Genomic DNA, 2,301 nt, shown 5'->3' with positions numbered 1-2,301 from the left:
GTCCCCGCTTCCCTTGCCACTCTCCCCCGAACCGCCACCGGAGGACGGCGACTTGCCGTTGCCACCTCCGTCTCCCCGCCGCTCCACAGCCACCCGCTGGACATCGCTCCCCACACCCTCCGAGCCGAACAGCATGGCCGTGCCGTCAGCCGTGTACGTGACGGACTCGGCCTGCCCCTGGAACGGCGCACTCACCGCCCGGTCGGCCCCCAGCCGCCCGCTGTCCTTCCACGCGTAGGCGCGGGCGCTGAAGTAGGAGCGCAGTACGAGCTCCTTCCCGTCGGGCGAGAACGCCCCGTCCGTCACCCACGGCACCTCGCCCACCCGCCGGAAGACGTTCGTACCGCCGGCCGACAGCCGGGCCGGCCCTTCGTAGAGGCCGCCGCCGTCCTCGTTCTTGCTGGCGATGTAGACGCGGCCGGTCTTCGGATGCACCATCAGCGCCTCGGCGTTGCGCGGCCCGTCGGCGTACTTCACGGTGAACTGGGTGGCGTCGACAGTGGCGTTCCCGAGCTGCTTGGGCTCGGGGAAGCGGTAGATCCAGACGTGGCTCCAACTGCCGTCGAGGTTGTCCCCGATGTCGCCGACGTACACGTTCCCGTCCGGCCCGACGGAGATGCCTTCGACATCGCGGGGGGAGCCGATCCCGCGCAGGGTCAGGGTCGCGACGGTCTCGCCGCTCCTGGAGTCGACGGCGTAGACGAACGCCCCGTCGTCGCTGTCGTTGTGCGTCCAGTAGACGCCGGGGTGGAGGCGGCTGGCGGCCAGGCCGCTGGACTCGGTGATCCTCGGGTCCTTGAGGGTGAAGCCGTCGTCGGCGACAGCGGTGCCACCGCACGCGAGCAGGAGAAGGACGGCTGCGGCACTGGGGGCGACGACGTACGAGAACGGGCGCATGGCCCAAGTGTTCATCATCACGTCGCAGGCCACGGCAGTGATCCGGGATGATGACGCCATGCGCTTCCTGTTCGTCGGCGACTCCATGACCATCGGGCGCGCCGGCGACTTCACATGGCGATATCGCATGTGGCAGCACCTCGTGGCGTCGTACGGCGGGCCGTTCCGGATCGTCGGCCCCCGCACCGAGCTGTACGACACCGGCGCGAACGCCCCTCTGTCGTACGCCTACGCCGACCCGGCCTTCCCGGAGCACGCCCGGCGCCACCTGTCGGGGTGGGGCGAGGGATGGCTGCACATGGCACCCGTGATCGGGGAGACGGTCGCGTCGACGAAGGCGGACGTGCTGCTGATCTCACTGGGCCTGATCGACCTCGGCTTCTACACGGACGCGGGCCAGACCGCCGAGAACGCGGAACGCTTCGTCGCGGAGGCCCGCGCGGCGAATCCGCGCGTGCGCATGGTGATCCATCCGGTCATCCCGAACGTACGGGCGGAGTCGGACGCGCCCTTCGCCGCCGAGTGCGACCGCTTCAACGAACTGCTGGCGAAGGCGGTGGCGAACCTCGACGCTCCGGGCACGTCCCCGCTGGTGCTGGCGTCGCGCCATGCGACGTACGACATCCACGAGGACACCTACGACGGCACGCACCCGGGCCCGACGGGCGAACACAAACTGGCGGCGGCGTTCGCGGACGCGATGCACGCCAGCTGGGGTTGGGGAGCACCGTACGCCCCGGCCGCCCTGGACGCACTCGGGCCGGTTCGGCGGTAGGCGCGGCCCTCGGCGACGCTCATCGGTCCGTTCCGGCGGCGGAAGACCGCAGGCCGGTGCTCGGGACGCGGCGCCAGTCCCATTGCGGGTGCAGGGTGAGGAGACGAAGAAACTCACCGGCCGGAAGAACGTCATGGTGATTGGTGTCGAGCAGCCCGTCGACGCCGGGCAGAACCTGTCCCAGGAACGCTCGCGCCGCGTCCATGGACTGGCATGAGACATAGGCCCCGTACGGTTCCCCGATCCGAGCCGTGATCTCTTCGACCTCATCGGGTTCGAAGTCCACGAGAATCGCGCCGGACAGATCGAAGTAGTACGAGTACCCCTGCCAGTGCAGGCGTTCGCTGCCCGTCGCCGGGTCGGGTACGACGCCGAAGGACCGAATGCGCGCCTCAAGCGTCGAGCGCTCCTCGACGGGGGCAAGAATGATCACAGACGGCCAGGACATGTACGCACCTCCGCAGCGACCGTAACCAACTCCCCCTCTCCGGACCTCCCGTTTCACGTCGCAACTCCGCTGCCCCTCAATACACCCAACCCAACAGATGACACCCACCGAGCCAAGTCAAAACGGCACCAAAGGCACAATCTCGGCACCCCCTGCACCTACAGCGCGGTTTGGTTCATTC

Annotated in this window: 3 protein-coding genes; 1 reads left to right on the top strand and 2 read right to left on the bottom strand. The window is 68.9% G+C overall.

The features are described from left to right. The coding region (locus E2E34_RS33495; protein ID WP_138905595.1) for an esterase-like activity of phytase family protein at nt 1-897 on the bottom strand (897 nt) is incomplete at its 3' end. Here E2E34_RS33495 and E2E34_RS33490 point away from each other — a divergent pair. Next, on the top strand, nt 896-1,672 hold the full coding sequence (locus E2E34_RS33490; protein WP_244316385.1) for a GDSL-type esterase/lipase family protein: 777 nt from the start codon (nt 896-898) through the stop codon (nt 1,670-1,672). The two genes, E2E34_RS33495 and E2E34_RS33490, sit on opposite strands and share 2 nt — an antisense overlap. Before the next feature lie 19 nt (nt 1,673-1,691). On the opposite strand, the gene E2E34_RS33485 is transcribed toward E2E34_RS33490, so the two are convergent. Continuing rightward, nucleotides 1,692-2,120: a hypothetical protein gene (locus tag E2E34_RS33485; RefSeq protein ID WP_138905594.1), complete on the bottom strand. Its 429-nt coding sequence runs from the start codon at nt 2,118-2,120 to the stop codon at nt 1,692-1,694. Nucleotides 2,121-2,301 lie beyond the last annotated feature (181 nt).

This window comes from Streptomyces albidochromogenes (genome assembly GCF_005981925.1).
Lineage (GTDB): Bacteria > Actinomycetota > Actinomycetes > Streptomycetales > Streptomycetaceae > Streptomyces > Streptomyces albidochromogenes.
This window is presented reverse-complemented; position numbering and strand designations above follow the sequence as displayed.

Bases quoted from the DNA above. Each gene is read 5' to 3' on its own strand.
- E2E34_RS33490 (WP_244316385.1), top strand. From the start codon at position 896: ATGGCCCAAGTGTTCATCATCACGTCGCAGGCCACGGCAGTGATCCGG.
- E2E34_RS33485 (WP_138905594.1), bottom strand. From the start codon at position 2,120: ATGTCCTGGCCGTCTGTGATCATTCTTGCCCCCGTCGAGGAGCGCTCG.